This is a genomic window from Burkholderia sp. JP2-270 (assembly GCF_003233675.1).
GTDB lineage: Bacteria > Pseudomonadota > Gammaproteobacteria > Burkholderiales > Burkholderiaceae > Burkholderia > Burkholderia pyrrocinia_C.
Genome location: NZ_CP029824.1, coordinates 1,476,364 through 1,491,307 on the forward strand (window position 1 = coordinate 1,476,364; position 14,944 = coordinate 1,491,307).

Below are 14,944 nucleotides of genomic sequence, written 5' to 3' on the forward strand. Positions count from 1 at the left end.
TGCGTCAGAGCGTGGTGCGCACGTGCCAGAGCTCGGGGAACAGCACGACGTCGAGCATCTTGCGCAGATACGGCGCGCCGCTGGTGCCGCCCGTGCCCTGCTTGAAGCCGATGATGCGCTCGACGGTCGTCACGTGACGGAAGCGCCACTGGCGGAACGCGTCCTCGAGATCGACCAGTTCCTCGGCCATCTCGTACAGCTCCCAGTGCTGCTGCGGGTGACGGTACACCTCGAGCCACGCGGCTTCGACCGTTTCGTCGTGCCGCGTCGGCTGCGTCCAGTCGCGCTCGAGCCGCGCCGGTGCGATCGGGAACCCGCGCCGCGCGAGCAGGCGCACGACCTCGTCGTAGAACGACGGCGCTTCGAGCGTCGCGCGCACCTGTTCGAGGATGTCGGGCCGGTGCGCATGCGGCTGCAGCATCTGCACGTTCTTGTTGCCGAGCAGGAATTCGAGCTGGCGATACTGGTAGGACTGGAAGCCCGACGACTGCCCGAGATACGGCCGCATCGCCGAATACTCGGACGGCGTCATCGTCGACAGCACGTTCCACGCCTGCACGAGCTGCTCGAGGATGCGCGACACGCGCGCGAGCATCTTGAATGCGGGCGGCAACGCATCGGTCCGCACCGCGTCGAGCGCGCCGCGCAGCTCGAACAGCGCGAGCTTCATCCACAGCTCGCTCGTCTGATGCTGGATGATGAACAGCATCTCGTTGTGATCGGGCGACAGCGGGTGCTGCGCGTCGAGGATCGAATTCAGCGACAGGTAGTCGCCGTAGCTCATCGACTTCGAGAAATCGAGCTGCGCGTTGTGCCAGCCGGCTTCACCGGCGGCATCGCCCGGCACGTGAGGCGCTTCGTGTGCCGCTTGCGCGGAATGTGCCGAATGTACCGGTTGCGCGGCGCGTGCGCCCGAGAACGGGCAGCCCGCCGGTGCTTCGTCGCCGGGTGGCTGCATATGACCAGAATTCACGACTTTCTCCAGGATTGAATGACGGGGGCGCGGCGCGTTATCCGCACGTCACTGCGGCGCGCGCCGGGCAAGACCGGTCAGGTCACCGCGCCGCGTTCGGCGAACTCGGGCGCTTTCCACGCGTCGGTGGCCAGGATGTCGCGCAGCGTCTCGACGGCATCCCACACGTCGACGAAGCGCACATAGAGCGGCGTGAAGCCGAAGCGCAGCACATACGGCTCGCGGTAGTCGCCGATCACGCCGCGCGCGATCAGAGCCTGCATCACTTCGTAGCCGTGCGGATGCTCGAAGCTCGCCTGCGAGCCGCGCTGGTGATGCGAGCGCGGCGTCACGAGCTTCAGCGACAGGCCCGCGCAGCGCGCTTCGACGAGCGCGATGAACGCGTCGGTCAGCGCGAGCGACTTGCGGCGGATCGCCTGCATGTCGGTCTGCAGGAACACGTCGAGGCCGCATTCGACCATCGACATCGACACGATCGGCTGCGTGCCGCACAGGAAGCGCGCGATGCCCGGATCGGGCGCGAAGCCCGGCTGCATCGCGAACGGCGCGCGGTGGCCCCACCAGCCGGACAGCGGCTGCGAGAAATGCGCGTGATGGCGCTGCGGCACCCATACGAACGCGGGCGAACCGGGGCCGCCGTTCAGGTACTTGTACGTGCAGCCGACCGCACCGTCAGCGCGCGCGCCGTTCAGGTCGACCGGCACCGCGCCGGCCGAGTGCGCGAGGTCCCACAGCATCAGCGCGCCCGCATCGTGCACGAGCTGCGTGACGGCCGGCATGTCGTGCATGTAGCCGGTGCGGTAGTTCACGTGCGTGATCATCGCGACGGCCGTGTCCGCGCCGAGCGCGTCGGGCAGGTCCGCCGGATCGTCGATCAGGCGCAGTTCGTAGCCGCCGCCGAGCTGCTCGATCAGCCCCTGCGCGATATACAGGTCGGTCGGGAAGTTCGAGCGTTCCGACACGATCACGCGGCGCTCGGGCGAGCGCTCGGCCTGATGGCGCAGCATCGCCGACAGCAGCTTGAACAGGTTGATCGAGATCGTGTCGGTCACGACCGTTTCGCCGGGTGCGCCGCCGATCAGCGTCGCGAGCTTGTCGCCGAGACGGCGCGGCAGTGCGAACCAGCCGGCCGTGTTCCAGCTGCGGATCAGCCCTTCACCCCATTCGGCGTCGATCACCTGCTGCGCGCGGGCGGCCGACGCGCGCGGCTGCGCGCCGAGCGAGTTGCCGTCGAGGTAGATCACGCCGTCGGGCAGCGCGAACTGGTCGCGCAGCGGGGCGAGCGGGTCGTCGCGGTCGAGGGCGAGCGCGTCTTCACGGGTTTTGATCATGATGTGGGGTCGTAGGTCGGGGTAATCAGGAAGCATGCGCGGGCAGCGCGCGCAGTACCGCGCGCACGGGGCTCGCGTCGAGCGTCGCGAACTTCAGCGGCAGTGCGATCAGTTCGTAGTCGCCGGGCGGCACGTCGTCGAGCACGATGCCTTCGAGGATCGCCATCCGGTGCGCACGCACGCGGTGATGCGCATCCATCGTCTTCGATTCCTGCGGGTCGAGCGACGGCGTGTCGATGCCGATCAGCTTCACGCCATGCGCGGCGAGCAGGTCGATCGTTTCAGGCGCGACTGCGCAGAAACCGGGGTCCCATTGCGCGATCGGCGCTTGCGCACAGGTGCGCAGCAGCACGCGCGGCGGCACGCCGTCGAGCACGACCGCGATATCGCCCGGCTGCACGGCGGGCGATGCGCCGATGCAATGGATCACGCGGCACGGGCCGAGATAGGTGTCGAGCGGCACGGCGCCGATCGGCGCGCCGTCGGCGTCGTAGTGCAGCGGCGCGTCGCAGTGCGCGCCCGTATGCGGCGACAGCGTCAGGCGCGCGACGTTGACCGGCGAGCCGGCCTCCATCCGCCACACGCGTTCGACGGAAACCGGCGTATCGCCCGGCCACACGGGGGTGGCGGGGCTGACAGGCGGCGAGATGTCCCAGAGTGTGTCCATGGCATGACGAATCGGTGAGTCGATGCTTCGAATGATAGGTGGACGCTCGCAGAAAGTGCTTGCGAAATAAACATGGACAATCCGCCGGATTGGCAGATAATTCGACTGAGAGGGAAAACGGGGACCAAAAATGCACGCGATCACGCTCGATGCCACCGACTGCCGGATTCTGGCGGTACTGCAGGAGGAGGGCAGAATCAGCAATCTCGATCTGGCGGAACGGATTTCGCTTTCGCCGTCCGCCTGCCTGCGCCGCATGCGCCTGCTCGAGGAGCAGGGTGTGATCGAGCACTATCGCGCGTGCCTCAGCCGCGAGAAGCTCGGCTTCGAGCTCGAGGCGTTCGTGCAGGTATCGATGCGCAACGAAGAGAATCAATGGCACGAGCGCTTCGCGGAAGCGCTGCGCGAATGGCCCGAGGTGGTCGGCGCGTTCGTCGTGACGGGCGAGAGCCACTATCTGCTGCGCGTGCTCGCGCACAACCTCAAGCACTATTCGGATTTCGTGCTGAACCGGCTCTACAAGGCGCCGGGCGTGATGGACATCCGTTCGAACATCGTGCTGCAGACGTTGAAGGACGAAGCCGGCGCGCCGGTCGGGCTGGCGCGCACGGGTGCGATCAAAGCGGTGTAAGGCCGTGGAAGCCGCCGCCGTGGAACACGAGCGGCGGTGTCTCGTCCGCTGCGGCGCGCACGCCGCAGCGTTCGACTTCGCCGACGAAGATCACGTGGTCGCCTTCGTCGTAGCGGCTGCGGTTATGGCATTCGAACCACGCGAGCGCGCCGTCGAGCACGGGCATCCCCGAGTTGCCAGCCACATGCGCGATCCCTTCGAAGCGGTCGCCCTTGTAGGTCGAGAAGCGCTTGCACAGGTCGAGCTGCGACGCCGCAAGCACGTTCACCACGTAATGACTGTTGCCGCGAAACACGGGCGTCGACGCCGATTTGTGCGCGAGGCTCCACAGCACGAGCGGCGGATCGAGCGATACCGAGTTGAACGAGCTGGCGGTGATGCCGATCAGTTGCCCGGACGGCGCGCGCGTCGTGATCACCGTCACGCCCGTCGCGAACTGGCCGAGCGCCTGGCGGAAGGCGGCCGCATCGAAATCCGGCGGGTTGGCGCGGCTCATCGGGCGGCCATCCGGAACGAAACGGGCGGGCGCGACGCGACGCGGGTGCGACGGGCGCGGCGGACGAAAGGCGACAAGGCGGTCGATTGGGAAGTGGTGCGCATGGCCCGATTTTAGCGGAATCGGGGCCGCCGGACCCGGCCGGACGGCGCATCGCAGGGATAGCGTGACGTAGCGAACACTGCGGCGCGATGCCGGGTTCAAGATGGCGAGCGGTCGGCATGGCGGTTCTGTCGCGTTTTTGTGCGGTGCCGCCGGCCGGTCCACCGGCCGATCCGCCGATCCGCCGCGCGCGTCACCGATGTCCGCGCTATCGCGTCGCTGCCAGTCCGAGCGACAGCGCACCCGTCACGATCAGGCTCGACGCCCACACTGCATCGAGATTGAACCAGCTCCGCGACACGAACTTCAGCCCGAGATAGCGGTACACGAGCCACGCGAGCCCGCCGCCGGCGGCGATCATCGCGGCCGCATGCACGGCCGCGACGACGAGCGCCATCCCGAGATGCGCATCGACGAGCGTGGCCGCCGCACGGTGGCCGGCATCCATGTCGAGCCCGCAAAGCCCGAGGTAGATCGGCACCAGCATCAGCCCCGCGCCGTGCGCGATCGCGATCGCGAACGACCACAGGCCGAGCCGCGCCGGCGGGATCCGCGCGAGCGCACGCGGATGCCGGCGTCGGATCAGCAGCACGGCGCCGAAGCCGATCACGAGCGCGCTCGCGCCGATCCGGATCGCCGACTGCCACGCGAGCAGCGCCGCGAGCAGCCCGAACGGCAGCATCACCACGAATACCGCGAGCGCATGGCCGAGCGCGAGATAGCCGAGCGCCGCGACGAGCGCGCCGCCGCGGCGCGTCATCAGCGCGTTCGACACCGCGAGCGGCCAGCCCATCGCGGGATTGAGCCCGTGATACACGCCGCTCGCGAGCACGGCCGCCCACAGCGCGAACTGCGCGTGAAGTCCGGTGTTCAACGCTTGACCGACGGGTAGCAGAACGAGTCGGTCGAGCAGTCGCCGCCTTCGAGCCGGATCTGGTGCGCGCGATAGCCGTCGGGGAACTCGACCCAGTAATCGTCGGCGAGCGTCAGCCCGCCGTCCGGCCCCGCGTGCGCGAGCACCTGCGCGGCCGGCACGCCGTCCGGATAGAACTGGTCGTCCCACGTCGAATAGAGCGAGTTGGTCCAGTACACGCGCCGGCCGTCGCGGCTGATCTCGACCATCTGCGGGCCGCCCGCGAACGCGCGGCCGTTCGTGTGCGGCGCGCGGCGCGCGATGCCGCCGATCCGCACCGACCCCGCGAGCACCGGGTTGTGCGGATCCGACACGTCGTACTGGCGCATCTCGCCGGTGCCCCAGCACGATACGTAGAGGAAGCGGTCGTCGAGCGACAGGTCGATGTCGGTCACGAGCGGCGGCACCGCGCCGAATGCTTTCAGCAGCGGCGGCAGTTCGTCGGCCGCGGCCGGCTCGGCCGGGATCGTCGCGGTCTTCTTCACATGGAACTTGCCGCCCTCGCGCCACCAGGTCCAGATCGAGCCTTCGAGATTGGTCGTATCGACCACCACGCCGACGAATCCGTATTCGCGCACCGGATCGTGCGCGGGCCGCACTTCGAGCGCCATCTGGTGCTGCGCGCCGAGATCGATCGTCTGTACGTTGCGCCGCGCGCGCAGGTCCCAGAAATGCAGCCGGTGCCCGTATTTGTTCGCGAGCAGGTCCTCGGGCACGATGCCGTTCTCGAATTGCGGCGGCAGCGCCCATTCGCTCGACACCATGTAGTCGCGCGGCAGGTTCCACCAGAAATCGTAGTGCTTGTCCTGCGGGCCGCGATCGATCTCCCAGCGACCGAGCACGTCGAAGGTTTCGCAATCCATGATGAAGATGCCGGGCGCCCCGTCGGTGCCGTCCTTGCCCGCGCCGCCGAGCGTGCTCACGTAGATGCCCTCGGGGCCGCAGTGAACGGTGTGCGGCCGCGAATAACCGGTCTTCGCGAAGATCTCGTCGGGTTCGATGATCTTGTGGATCCGTGCCTGCGCCGGATGCGGCTTCGTGTCGATCACGTAGATGCGCGACGAGCGCAGGCCGGGGATGATCAGGAAGCGGCGTTCGAGGAACGCATGGCCGGTCAGCGGCGACAGCGCCGACGAGCACGCATTCCAGCCGAAGTGGTGAAACTCGTCGCCGGTGTTCGGCATCGTCACCGTGTGCACGATCTTTCCGTAGGTCGGCGAGCCGGGCTTCACGTCGATCACGGCGAGCGCGTCGGGTCTGGAAAAATCGGGGCTCAGCAACAACGTATAGGCAAACTCTTCTGCCGGCGCCTGCATCGCAAGCTCGGGCGAAGCGTGAAACGTCGGGTCAGGCCGCATGCTCATGGTGATGCCCTCTCGGTGGTATCGGACTACTGACGCACGGCCGTGCGCTGCGGGCGTGCGGGTCGAGGTGGCCGCGCGGCGCGCATCTCGCCGGCGGGCGCGATCGGCAGGCGGGCGCACGCGTCGGCGACACGCGCGGCGCCGTGCATCAGATCGTGAAAGCGGGTGAAGACGAGGTGCGGGATCGTCGCGCCCGCGGTGACACGGGCGCACGGTGTCGCGATGGTGCGGCCGAAGCGTCGGCTCGCGACGTGGCGGCGACCGGGCCCGCAACGCGGGCGATGTCTGTCAAGACGTGCATATCGATGTTCCGGCAGATGATGGGTGCATCAGGGTCGGGCGTGCATCGGACGCTTTGCGTGGCCGGGCGGTTTGCGCCGCGGTTACGCGTGCCTAAGTGTAGTCGAGAAACGTGCGGCCGGTCGCGCGCGGCACCTGTGCGATCTGCCAGGTTCGCGCGCGAGTGAGATACTTGCCGAGGTGCCGCTGCGTCGCGTACCACGGACGCGCAGCGGCGAGATGCTACGGTGGCGCCGGCACCTGCGTGCCGGCTGCTGTCATCAACGAGGGTCTGATTTCATGGGGAACGAAATGCTTGAAACCGCGACGTTGGGAGGCGGGTGTTTCTGGTGCACGGAGGCCGTGTTTCTCGACGTCGACGGCGTGACGGCCGTCCAGTCGGGCTACGCGGGTGGCCATACGCGCAATCCCGGCTATCGCGACATCTGCGAAGGCGACACGGGCCACGCGGAAGTCGTCAACGTGGCGTTCGATCCGGCGCGCATCGGCTATCGCGAGATCCTCGAGATCTTCTTCGCGACGCACGATCCGACTCAGCTGAACCGGCAGGGCAACGACGTCGGCACGCAGTACCGATCGGTCGTGTTCACGCATTCCGATGCGCAGCGCGAAACCGCGCTCGACGTGATCCGCGAGCTGGAGCGCGAGCAGGTGTTCGGGCAGCCGATCGTCACGCAGGTCGTGCCGCTCGACGGCAACTACTGGCCGGCCGAGGACTATCACCAGAACTATTACGCGCGTAACCCGGGGCAGGGCTACTGCTCGGTCGTGATCGGGCCGAAGCTCGCGAAATTCCGGCAGAAGTTCTCGCACCGGCTGAAGTCGCTGCGCGGCGCGTAAGCGCGCGAACGGCGGAACCCGGCGAACCCGACGTTAAGCCGCCTCGTTGCGCCACTGCGCGCACGCGGCGGCGATTTCGCGCGCGAGCGCGATGCACGACAGCGGCGCGGAGCCTTCCGCCTTGTTGTTGATCGTGATGATCACGGGCTGCCCGGCCAGCGCGTAGCGCGCGGCCAGTTCGGCGAGCGCTGAACGCGTGGCCGGGTCCTCGTCGACGAGCTTGTCGAACGGTTCGTACTTCGCTTTCGCCTGTTCGTACTTGAAGCCGCCGTGCAGGCTCCAGCGCACGATCAGCGGGCCCGGCGCGTCGCCGTCGAGCAGCGCGAGCGCGGCGGCCTGGCGCAGCGGGTCGGGCATCCGCGCGTGCAGGCCGACGCAGTAGCGCACGCCGAGCGCGGCGAGCGCGCGGATGAAGCGCGGCGTGAGCAGGCTCGCGTCGCGGATCTCGATCGCGTAGCGCGGGCCGTCGGCTTCCGGCGGCAGCGGCGGCAGCGCCGCGAAGAACGCGGCGAGCCGGTCGATCAGCGCGGCCGGTTCGGCGAGCAGATGATCGGGCAGCGGCGAGAACTGGAACACGAGCACGCCGGCCTTCGCGCCGAGCCCTTCGAGGCACGGCTGCACGAATTCCCGGGTGGCGAGCTGCGCGTCGAGGAAGGTCGGGTTCGATCCCGACGGCTCGCCGCGCCGGCCGCGCACGACCGCGTCGGTCACGGAGGCCGGCGCCTTCACGACGAAGCGGAAATCGTCGGGCACCTGCTGCGCGTAGCGCAGGTAGTCGGCCACCGACAGCGGGCCGTAGAACGACCGGTCGAGGCTCACGCTCTTCAATAGCGGATGCGCGCCGTATGCTTCGAGCCCTTCGCGCGACAGTTTCGTCTGCGCGAAATCGCCGTCGTAGACGATGCCGTTCCAGCCGGGGAAGTACCACGACGACGTGCCGAGCCGGACGTTCGGCGGCAGGCCGGCCGCTGCATCGGCGACGTCCGCCGTGATCTGCGCGGGCAGCACGCCGCGCTGGCGCCTGCCTTTTTTCGGCGGCGCGGCCGGCGGCGACGGTTCGTCCCACAGCAGGCCGGAGGCGGGCGGCGGTGGTTCGTCGGAAGGGCGGGCGGCTGCGCGGGCGGGCGGCGCCTGCCGCGCATCGTCATGCGGGTTCGACGTCACGCGTTCATCTGCGTTTGCAGGGGGCGGGTCGCCTGCGGGCGACGACGCGCGTGCAGCGTCGGGCGGCGCGCCGAACAGGTCGAATTGTCCGCCGGCGTGCGACCCGTCCGTGTCGTCGTGCTGCTGTCGTTCCGGCGGCGCCTTGCGCCGCGTCCTGCCGTCACCCATGCATGCCCAGCGTGAAGCGCCGCCTAGCGCGGCAGCGCGTGTTCGTACATATAGCGCCGCGACCACGGCAGCGTTTTCGCGCTGCGTCCGGCCTTGCGGCACACGATCTGGAAGATCGACACGTCGTCGTGCTCGAACGCATACGCGCAGCCGGCGAGATACACGCGCCAGATGCGGAATTTTTCGTCGTCGACGAGTTTTCGCGCTTCCTCGGCCTTCGCCTCGAAGTTTTCCGTCCAGATGTCGAGCGTGCGCGCATAGTGCCGCCGCAGGCTTTCGACGTCAACCGCTTCCAGCCCGCCGCGCTGCGCCGCTTCGAGCGCGAGGCTGATGTGCGGCAGCTCGCCGTCCGGGAATACGTAGCGGTCGATGAACTCGCCGCCGCCGAGCGCCGTTTCGCCGCTTTCCGCGTCGGTCGACGTGATCCCGTGATTCATCGCGATGCCGTCGTCGGCGAGCAGTTCGCGCACCCGCGAGAAGTACAGCGGCAGGTTCTTGCGGCCGACGTGCTCGAACATCCCGACGCTCGTGATGCGGTCGAACTGGCCGTCGATCTCGCGGTAGTCCTGCAGGCGGATCTCGATCTTGTCCTCGAGCCCGGCGGCCTTCACGCGCGCGGTCGCGAGGTCGAACTGGTTCTGCGACAGCGTCACGCCGAGACACGTCGCGCCGAACTTCTGCGCGGCGCGCAGTACGAGCGCGCCCCAGCCGCAGCCGATGTCGAGCAGGCGCTGGCCCGGCTGCAACTGGATTTTCGTGAGGATGTGGTCGATCTTCTTGATCTGCGCGGTGGCGAGATCCTCGTCGCCGTTCTCGAAGTACGCGCACGAGTACACCATGTTCTCGTCGAGCCACAGCTTGTAGAACTCGTTCGAGACGTCGTAGTGGTACTGGATCGCCTTTTTGTCGGTGTTCTTCGTGTGGTTGAAGTAGCGCTTCACGCGCGCGAGCTTGCTTGCGCTCGTCACCGTGCTGCGCGCGAGCGAGTAGCCGATGTTGATGATGTCCGACAGCTTGCCCTCGATGTCGATCTTGCCCTTCACGTACGCCTCGCCGAGATTGTCGAGGCTCGGTTCGAGCAATAGCGGCAACGCCGACGCGCTGTTCACCTTCAGCGTGACCTGCGGCGCGCTGAAGGTGCCGAAATCGAGTTGCTCACCGTTCCACAGCACGAGGCGCGCCGGTATGTTCGCTTTCGCCCGTACTTCGTCCGCCCACTGTGCCAGCTTCTTTTCCCAGAACATTTGGATTCTCCGTTTGTTCGTTGAATCGAATACAGCCAAGTATCTTGACGGCGCCCGCCGCTTGCGACGCGGGCGCCCGGATGCAACACGAGACACGACCGGCGTGCGCCGGCGCCGCGCTTACGGCGACAGGCGTGAAATCGTCCAGCCCGGCGACGTGTCGGCGTCGCGCGTATAGAGCAGACGGTCGTGCAGCCGTGACGGACGCCCCTGCCAGAACTCGATCGCGTCGGGCACGAGGCGGTAGCCGCCCCAGTGCGGCGGGCGCGGCGGGGCGTCGCCGTAGCGTTCGCTGACGGCCTTTTCGCGCGCTTCGAGCGTCGCGCGGCTGTCGATCACCGTGCTCTGGTCGGACGCCCATGCGCCGATGCGCGAACCGAGCGGGCGCGACGCGAAATAGCGGTCGCTTTCTTCGGCGCTGGTTTTCTCGATCCGGCCTTCGATGCGCACCTGGCGTTCGAGCTCGATCCAGTAGAACAGCAGCGCCGCTTGCGGATGCGCGGCGAGATCGCGCCCCTTGCGGCTTTCGTAATTGGTAAAGAAGACGAACCCGCGTTCGTCGACGCCCTTGATGAGCACGATCCGGGCCGACGGCCGGCCGTCGGCGCCGACGGTCGCGAGCGTCATCGTGTTCGGCTCGGGCAGTTTGGCGGCGAGCGCCTCCTTGAACCAGCGGTCGAACTGGACGAAGGGGTCGGGGGCGGCATCGGCTTCGTCGAGCGAAGCACGCGAATAGTTGATGCGGAGATCGGCGAGAGTCGTCATGTTATGCAAACGCTTCAATCTGGGGCCAGTATAGCGAACGCGCAAGAATCGTGCGTGCACAGTGGCGTGTGGGAGCGGGGAGTTCAGGCAAAATAGAGGGCTGCTCGACTTACGTTTTCCTTGCTGCCATGTCCGCTGCCGACACTGCCCCGCCCGGTTCTTCTGATCTTACCCCGACCCCGACAATCCAGCTTGACGTGGATCGCGAACGGCGTTTCGGCGGCGTCGCGCGGCTGTATGGCGCGCCGGCGGCCGCCGCTTTCGAGCGTGCGCATGTCGCGGTGATCGGGATCGGCGGCGTCGGGTCGTGGACGGCCGAGGCGCTCGCGCGCAGCGCGATCGGTACGCTGACGCTGATCGATCTCGACAACGTCGCGGAAAGCAATACGAACCGGCAGATCCATGCGCTCGACGGCAATTACGGCAAGCCGAAGGTCGACGCGATGGCCGAGCGGATCGCGCTGATCGATCCCGCGTGCCGCGTGAACCGGATCGAGGATTTCGCGGAACCCGACAACTTCGACGCGCTGCTCGGCGGCGGTTTCGACTACGTGATCGACGCGATCGACAGCGTGCGCACGAAGGTCGCGCTGATCGCATGGTGCGTCGCGAAGCGGCAGCCGCTCGTCACGGTCGGCGGCGCGGGCGGGCAGCTCGACCCGACGCGCATCCGGATCGACGATCTCGCGCTGACGATCCAGGATCCATTGCTGTCGAAGGTGCGCGCGCAGTTGCGCAAGCAGCACGGCTTTCCGCGCGGGCCGAAGGCGCGTTTCAAGGTCAGCGCCGTGTATTCGGACGAGCCGCTGATCTACCCGGAAGCGGCCGCATGCGACATCGAGGACGGCGCCGAGCCGTCCACGGCGGCGCACGTCGCGGGGCTCAACTGTGCGGGATTCGGTTCGAGCGTGTGCGTGACCGCGAGCTTCGGCTTCGCGGCTGCCGCGCATGCGCTGCGCGCGATCGCGGCGCAGGCCGCGGGCTGATCGGCGACGCGCGGGCGTTGCTTCATGCTGCGGCGCGGGACACGCGCTGCCAGCGATACGGCGACCGGCCGGGCCGTTGCGGGCCGGCCGGTCGTTCGCTCGTCAGTTGAGCGCCATGCTCAGCTTGCGCCGCCATCCGGCGACGATATCGGGGCGGTCGCCCGCCAGCTCGAACACTGAAATCATCGTCTTGCGGCCGAGATCGTCGCCGTACGCGCGGTCGCGCAGCACGATTTCCAGCAACTGCTCCAGCGCGCCTTCATACGCGCGCCGCGCGATCAGGCTCTGCGCGAGATCGAAGCGCGCGTCGAGATCGCCGGGGTTCGCCGCAATGCGGGCTTCGAGCGCGTCGGTCGGCGGCAGGTCGGCCGTTGCGTCGAGCGCGTCGAAACGGGTCTTGATCGCCTGGTAGCGCGGATCGCCGCCCTGCACGATCTGCGGCGACAGGCGCTCGGCCTCGGCGCGCGCGACTTCGACCTGGTTGTTCGCGAGCAGCAGTTCGATCAGGTCGAGGCGCGCGTCGTCGAAACCGGGGTTCAGCGCGAGCGCCGCTTCCAGGTGCGTGAGCGCGTCGTCGTGGCGCGATTCGGCCATCGCGTACTGTGCGGCGCGGCGTTCGGCTTCCTCGGGCGCCGGCAGCAGCCGGTCGAGGAACGCGCGCAACTGGCCTTCGGGCAGCACGCCGACGAACTGGTCGACCGGGCGCCCGTCCGCGAACGCGATGACGTGCGGGATGCTGCGCGTCTGGAAGTGCGCGGCGAGTTCCTGGTTCTCGTCGACGTTGACCTTCACGAGCTTCCAGCGGCCTTCGTAATCGGCTTCGAGTTTTTCGAGCAGCGGGCCGAGCGTCTTGCAGGGGCCGCACCACGGCGCCCAGAAGTCGACCAGCACGGGCGTGTCCAGCGACGCCTCGATGACGTCTTTCTCGAATGTGGCAAGCGTGGTGTCCATGTCGTTCTCTTCCGTTCGAATATCGTCAGGATGGGGGCGGCGCGCCCGTTTTTCAACGCGGCTTCGACTCGGGCAGCGGAATCCACTCGGTCTCGCCAGGCACCTTGCCCATTTCCTGGCGCGTCCAGGCTTCCTTCGCGCGCGCGATCGCGTCGCGGCTGCTGGCGACGAAATTCCATTCGATGAAGCGCTCGCCGTCGATCTTGTCGCCACCGAGCAGCATCGCGCGCGCGCCGCCGGCGCTCGTCAGCGTGACCGCCGCGTCCGGCGCGAGCACGGCCATCTGCTCGGCCGGAACCGGCGTGCCGTCGATCGCGAGATCGCCGTCGACTACGTAGACCGCGCGCTCCTCGTGCGACGCGTCGAGCTCGATGCGGCCGCCGGCCGCGAATTCGGCCGCGACGTACAGCGTGCGCGAGAACGTCGTGACCGGCGAGCGCAGCCCGAACGCATCGCCGGCGATCACCGTCAGCGACACGCCGTGTTCGTCGCGCTTCGGCAGCGTGTCGGCCGCATGGTGCTCGAACGACGGCTCGGTGGTTTCGTGCGCGCGCGGCAGCGCGACCCAGGTCTGGATTCCGTGCACGGTGTGGCCGTTTGCGCGCTGCGCATCGGGCGTACGTTCGGAGTGGACGATCCCGCGGCCGGCCGTCATCCAGTTCACGTCGCCCGGCACGATTTCCTGCCGCGAGCCGAGGCTGTCGCGGTGCAGGATCGCGCCGTCGAACAGGTAGGTGACGGTGGCGAGCCCGATATGCGGATGCGGGCGCACGTCGAGCCCGGTGCCGGCCGGCAGCGTGGCGGGCCCCATGTGATCGAAGAAGATGAACGGGCCGACGAGGCGCGCGGCGAGTGCGGGCAGCGTGCGGCGCACCTGCAGGTTGCCGATGTCGCGCACGTGCGGCTTCAGCAGGGCTTTGATCGAGTCGGTCATGGCGGGTCCGGTGATGCGATGGGGATGCAGGTCATTGTAATAGCCGCCCGCCGACGATTCCATGCGCGCCGCGCGGGTATCGGGCCGGGCGGCGAAACCCGGTAGACTGACGCGCTTCTCAAGAAAACGCCGGGCCGCCCCAAGTTTTCCTGACCCCTCGGGGGGCTGGCGCGAAGCGACAGGGTTGGGGGTACTTTGCACAACGATTCGACAATCGAGGAGACGCCGATGATGGCCCCGAAGGACTTGCTGCTCGCACTGGTCGTGATCCTGGCGTGGGGTGTGAACTTCGTCGTGATCAAGGTCGGCCTGCACGGGATGCCGCCGATGCTGCTCGGCGCGCTGCGCTTCACGCTCGCGGCCGTGCCCGCGGTGTTCTTCGTGCGCCGGCCGCAGATTCCGTGGCGCCTGCTGGTGCTGTACGGCGCGACGATCCAGCTAGGCCAGTTCGTGTTCCTGTTCACCGGCATGTACGTCGGCATGCCCGCCGGCCTCGCGTCGCTCGTGCTGCAGTCGCAGGCGTTCTTCACGCTGGTGTTCGCGATGCTGTTCCTCGGCGAGCGGCTGCGCGTGCAGAACCTGGTCGGGCTCGCGATCGCCGCGGGCGGGCTCGTCGTGATCGCGGCGCAGGGCGGCCGTGCGATGACGCTCGCGGGCTTCCTGCTGACGATCTGCTCGGCCGCGATGTGGGCGTTCGGCAACATCGTCACGAAGAAGGTCGGGAAAGCGAACCTCGTGTCGCTCGTCGTGTGGGCGAGCCTCGTGCCGCCCGTGCCGTTCTTCCTGCTGTCGCTGTGGTTCGAAGGGCCGCAGCGGATCGCGACCGCGCTCGCCGGGCTCGACGGTGCGTCGATCTTTGCGGTCGTCTATCTCGCGTTCGTCGCGACGCTGCTCGGCTACGGGCTGTGGAGCCGCCTGATGTCGCGCTACCCGGCCGCGCAGGTCGCGCAGTTTTCGCTGCTGGTGCCGATCGTCGGGCTCGCGTCGTCGGCGCTGCTGCTCGACGAGCACCTGACGCGCGCGCAGCTGCTCGGTGCGGCGCTCGTGATGGGCGGGCTCGCGGTGAACGTGTTCGGCGGGAAACTGATACGCCGCTTCGCGGCGTCGTGACGCGC

General features: G+C 68.1%; 15 protein-coding genes. 4 read left to right on the forward strand and 11 right to left on the reverse strand.

Translation table 11 applies throughout. The annotated features are described in order from the left end of the window. Positions 1-4: 4 nt before the first annotated feature. The 3 genes from kynA to kynB form a co-directional block, all read right to left on the reverse strand. Positions 5-958 carry a tryptophan 2,3-dioxygenase gene (gene kynA / locus DM992_RS07060; RefSeq protein ID WP_111016232.1) on the reverse strand — a complete coding sequence of 318 codons (954 nt, stop codon included), beginning with the start codon at positions 956-958 and terminating at the stop codon, positions 5-7. Between the two features lie 92 nt (positions 959-1,050). After that, complete coding sequence (gene kynU, locus DM992_RS07065; protein WP_111017847.1) at positions 1,051-2,301, reverse strand: kynureninase; 1,251 nt, start codon at positions 2,299-2,301, stop codon at positions 1,051-1,053. Positions 2,302-2,329: 28 nt separating this feature from the next. Then, a complete protein-coding gene (gene kynB / locus DM992_RS07070) occupies positions 2,330-2,971 on the reverse strand; it encodes an arylformamidase (RefSeq protein WP_111016233.1) in 642 nt (213 codons plus the stop codon). A gap of 130 nt (positions 2,972-3,101) precedes the next feature. Between kynB and DM992_RS07075 the strand changes: the two genes are divergently transcribed. Next, a complete protein-coding gene (locus DM992_RS07075) occupies positions 3,102-3,602 on the forward strand; it encodes an Lrp/AsnC family transcriptional regulator (RefSeq protein ID WP_006477992.1) in 501 nt (166 codons plus the stop codon). Here DM992_RS07075 and DM992_RS07080 read toward each other — a convergent pair. The 3 genes from DM992_RS07080 to DM992_RS07090 form a co-directional block, all read right to left on the reverse strand. Continuing rightward, positions 3,589-4,098 (reverse strand): flavin reductase family protein, encoded by a 510-nt coding sequence (locus tag DM992_RS07080; RefSeq protein ID WP_111016234.1) that lies wholly within the window; start codon positions 4,096-4,098, stop codon positions 3,589-3,591. The two genes, DM992_RS07075 and DM992_RS07080, sit on opposite strands and share 14 nt — an antisense overlap. Positions 4,099-4,408: 310 nt before the next feature. Further along, a complete protein-coding gene (locus tag DM992_RS07085; protein ID WP_111016235.1) occupies positions 4,409-5,074 on the reverse strand; it encodes a hypothetical protein in 666 nt (221 codons plus the stop codon). Then, positions 5,071-6,477: a selenium-binding protein SBP56-related protein gene (locus tag DM992_RS07090; RefSeq protein WP_111016236.1), complete on the reverse strand. Its 1,407-nt coding sequence runs from the start codon at positions 6,475-6,477 to the stop codon at positions 5,071-5,073. The genes DM992_RS07085 and DM992_RS07090 overlap by 4 nt, the downstream gene beginning before the upstream one ends. Before the next feature lie 579 nt (positions 6,478-7,056). Here DM992_RS07090 and msrA point away from each other — a divergent pair. Further along, a complete protein-coding gene (gene msrA / locus DM992_RS07100; RefSeq protein WP_111016237.1) occupies positions 7,057-7,617 on the forward strand; it encodes a peptide-methionine (S)-S-oxide reductase MsrA in 561 nt (186 codons plus the stop codon). A gap of 33 nt (positions 7,618-7,650) precedes the next feature. Here the strand turns inward: msrA and DM992_RS07105 are convergent, their stop codons facing one another. The 3 genes from DM992_RS07105 to pdxH all read right to left on the reverse strand — a co-directional run bounded on the left by DM992_RS07105 (position 7,651) and on the right by pdxH (position 10,958). Beyond that, on the reverse strand, positions 7,651-8,949 hold the full coding sequence (locus DM992_RS07105) for a DUF72 domain-containing protein (protein WP_111016238.1): 1,299 nt from the start codon (positions 8,947-8,949) through the stop codon (positions 7,651-7,653). A gap of 23 nt (positions 8,950-8,972) precedes the next feature. Next, positions 8,973-10,193, reverse strand: a complete 1,221-nt coding sequence (locus tag DM992_RS07110) for a cyclopropane-fatty-acyl-phospholipid synthase family protein (protein ID WP_111016239.1) — start codon at positions 10,191-10,193, stop codon at positions 8,973-8,975. A gap of 120 nt (positions 10,194-10,313) precedes the next feature. Continuing rightward, positions 10,314-10,958, reverse strand: coding sequence for a pyridoxamine 5'-phosphate oxidase (gene pdxH / locus DM992_RS07115; protein WP_111016240.1), 645 nt, complete (start codon positions 10,956-10,958; stop codon positions 10,314-10,316). Positions 10,959-11,086: 128 nt separating this feature from the next. Between pdxH and tcdA the strand changes: the two genes are divergently transcribed. Beyond that, positions 11,087-11,944: a tRNA cyclic N6-threonylcarbamoyladenosine(37) synthase TcdA gene (gene tcdA / locus DM992_RS07120; protein WP_111016241.1), complete on the forward strand. Its 858-nt coding sequence runs from the start codon at positions 11,087-11,089 to the stop codon at positions 11,942-11,944. Between the two features lie 102 nt (positions 11,945-12,046). On the opposite strand, the gene trxA is transcribed toward tcdA, so the two are convergent. Both trxA and DM992_RS07130 read right to left on the reverse strand, forming a co-directional pair. Beyond that, the gene (gene trxA / locus DM992_RS07125; protein WP_111016242.1) at positions 12,047-12,895 is read right to left on the reverse strand and encodes a thioredoxin; all 849 of its coding nucleotides are present in this window, start codon (positions 12,893-12,895) and stop codon (positions 12,047-12,049) included. Positions 12,896-12,947: 52 nt separating this feature from the next. After that, the gene (locus DM992_RS07130; RefSeq protein ID WP_111017848.1) at positions 12,948-13,829 is read right to left on the reverse strand and encodes a pirin family protein; all 882 of its coding nucleotides are present in this window, start codon (positions 13,827-13,829) and stop codon (positions 12,948-12,950) included. A gap of 231 nt (positions 13,830-14,060) precedes the next feature. Here DM992_RS07130 and DM992_RS07135 point away from each other — a divergent pair, with 231 nt between their 5' ends. Beyond that, on the forward strand, positions 14,061-14,939 hold the full coding sequence (locus tag DM992_RS07135) for an EamA family transporter (protein ID WP_204356112.1): 879 nt from the start codon (positions 14,061-14,063) through the stop codon (positions 14,937-14,939). The last annotated feature ends 5 nt before the right edge of the window (positions 14,940-14,944 follow it).

Coding starts and splice junctions, on each gene's coding strand:
- trxA (WP_111016242.1), bottom strand. CDS start 12,895: ATGGACACCACGCTTGCCACATTCGAGAAAGACGTCATCGAGGCGTCG.
- msrA (WP_111016237.1), top strand. CDS start 7,057: ATGGGGAACGAAATGCTTGAAACCGCGACGTTGGGAGGCGGGTGTTTC.
- DM992_RS07075 (WP_006477992.1), top strand. CDS start 3,102: ATGCACGCGATCACGCTCGATGCCACCGACTGCCGGATTCTGGCGGTA.
- DM992_RS07090 (WP_111016236.1), bottom strand. CDS start 6,477: ATGAGCATGCGGCCTGACCCGACGTTTCACGCTTCGCCCGAGCTTGCG.
- DM992_RS07105 (WP_111016238.1), bottom strand. CDS start 8,949: ATGGGTGACGGCAGGACGCGGCGCAAGGCGCCGCCGGAACGACAGCAG.
- DM992_RS07080 (WP_111016234.1), bottom strand. CDS start 4,098: ATGAGCCGCGCCAACCCGCCGGATTTCGATGCGGCCGCCTTCCGCCAG.
- DM992_RS07135 (WP_204356112.1), top strand. CDS start 14,061: ATGGCCCCGAAGGACTTGCTGCTCGCACTGGTCGTGATCCTGGCGTGG.
- DM992_RS07110 (WP_111016239.1), bottom strand. CDS start 10,193: ATGTTCTGGGAAAAGAAGCTGGCACAGTGGGCGGACGAAGTACGGGCG.
- pdxH (WP_111016240.1), bottom strand. CDS start 10,958: ATGACGACTCTCGCCGATCTCCGCATCAACTATTCGCGTGCTTCGCTC.
- kynB (WP_111016233.1), bottom strand. CDS start 2,971: ATGGACACACTCTGGGACATCTCGCCGCCTGTCAGCCCCGCCACCCCC.
- tcdA (WP_111016241.1), top strand. CDS start 11,087: ATGTCCGCTGCCGACACTGCCCCGCCCGGTTCTTCTGATCTTACCCCG.
- kynA (WP_111016232.1), bottom strand. CDS start 958: ATGCAGCCACCCGGCGACGAAGCACCGGCGGGCTGCCCGTTCTCGGGC.
- DM992_RS07130 (WP_111017848.1), bottom strand. CDS start 13,829: ATGACCGACTCGATCAAAGCCCTGCTGAAGCCGCACGTGCGCGACATC.